This window comes from Streptomyces sp. NPDC012825 (genome assembly GCF_042900925.1).
Classification (GTDB): domain Bacteria; phylum Actinomycetota; class Actinomycetes; order Streptomycetales; family Streptomycetaceae; genus Streptomyces.
Genome location: NZ_JBIBBZ010000045.1, coordinates 1 through 1,457, shown reverse-complemented (window position 1 = coordinate 1,457; position 1,457 = coordinate 1). Strand labels below are relative to the sequence as shown.

Annotated in this window: 2 protein-coding genes; one reads left to right on the top strand and one right to left on the bottom strand. The window is 67.7% G+C overall.

What is annotated here, in order from left to right; genetic code table 11:
* The first annotated feature begins 28 nt into the window (after positions 1-28).
* Positions 29-909 (top strand): IS5 family transposase gene (locus ACFY7E_RS32830; protein ID WP_389491498.1). Its coding sequence is split into 2 segments (ribosomal slippage): positions 29-383 and positions 383-909, totalling 882 coding nucleotides; the frame shifts between segments, so codons are not numbered across the junction.
* Here ACFY7E_RS32830 and ACFY7E_RS32825 read toward each other — a convergent pair.
* The gene (locus ACFY7E_RS32825) at positions 910-1,368 is read right to left on the bottom strand and encodes a GNAT family N-acetyltransferase (protein WP_389491496.1); all 459 of its coding nucleotides are present in this window, start codon (positions 1,366-1,368) and stop codon (positions 910-912) included.
* Positions 1,369-1,457 lie beyond the last annotated feature (89 nt).

The window sequence follows — 1,457 nt, the reverse complement described above, 5'->3', positions numbered from 1 at the left end:
TAGGTCGTGTCTGATAATTGATCTTGTGATGGGTCGAGGGGAATTGACGGATGCGGCATGGGAGCGGATAGCGCCGCTGCTCCCGGGCACGGATGGGCGTGGTCGCCCCTGGCGAGATCACCGTCAGGTAGTCAACGGAGTGCTGTGGCGGCTGCGGACCGGGGCGCCGTGGCGGGATCTGCCAGAGCGATACGGGCCGTGGCAGACCGTCTATGAGCGGTTTGCTCGCTGGGAGGCGGACGGCATCTGGGCCAACCTGCTGGAGCAGGTCCTGGTCCGCGACGACGCGGTGGGGCGGGTGGACTGGACCGTGTCGGTGGACTCCACCATCAACCGTGCCCACCAGCACGCCGCCGGGGCCCGCAAAAGGGGGAGCCGGACGGGGACAAACTGGAGGATCCGCAACGCTCGGCGGCGCGGCAGGCCCTCGGTCGCTCCCGAGGCGGGCTGACCACCAAGGTTCACTTGGCGGTAGATGGCCGGGGCCTGCCGCTGTCGATGGTGCTCACCCCAGGCAACGCGAGCGATTCCACGATGCTCGTGCCCATACTGGAGGCAGTTCGCGTTCCTCGGTCCGGGCGCGGGCGGCCCCGCACCCGCCCCGACCGAGTCCTGGGTGACAAGGCGTATTCGTCGAGGGCGATCCGCGCCTGGTGCAGGCAGCGCGGCATCGCCGTCACGATTCCGGAGCGAGCCGACCAGGTTGCCAATCGACTTCGCCGCGGCTCACGAGGTGGGCGCCCTCCGGCCTTCGACGCTGAGTTGTACAAGCACCGCAATGTGGTCGAGCGCTGCTTCAACCGGCTCAAGCAGTTCCGCGCCGTCGCGACCCGGTTCGACAAGCTCGCCACCCGATACCAGGCCGGCCTGCACCTCGCCTCGCTCGTTCTCTGGCTCCGCATCGGGTGATCATTTGGGGCGCACGGCCAAGTCAGGCTCGCGCACCATAAACACATCCACCGAATCCTCGGCCTCCAGCGTGAATCCGTGCCGTTCGTACAGCCGCCGTGCCGGACTGTCCCGCAGGACGTTCAGTCGGGCCAGGACGCCCTCACGGTCGCACTGTTCCATCAGCCCGCGCAGCACGGCCGTACCGATGCCGCTGCCCTGCAGGTGCGGGGCCAGGTAGAAGTGCTCCAGCCAATGGGCGTCCTCGGCCGGCCGCAGCGACACGCAACCAGCGAACGCGCCACCCACCTCGATCACCCACGTGTGCGCCGGAGCGAACGCATCCCGCAGCCGCTGCCGCACCCGTTGTTCGTCGTACCGCCCAAGCCGCTGCAGATCTGCCCGCAGCACAACGGCCCGCAACTCAGCCACCGCCTCGACGTCCAAAGCCGTGGCCGGTCGAATATCCCAGTCCGCCATGATCGTCAGACTAGCTCGCCAAGAGCCTCTCTTGCCGATCTCGTGGCATCGCGAACCCGCAAGGTGATCATTTGTCAGACACGGCCTAG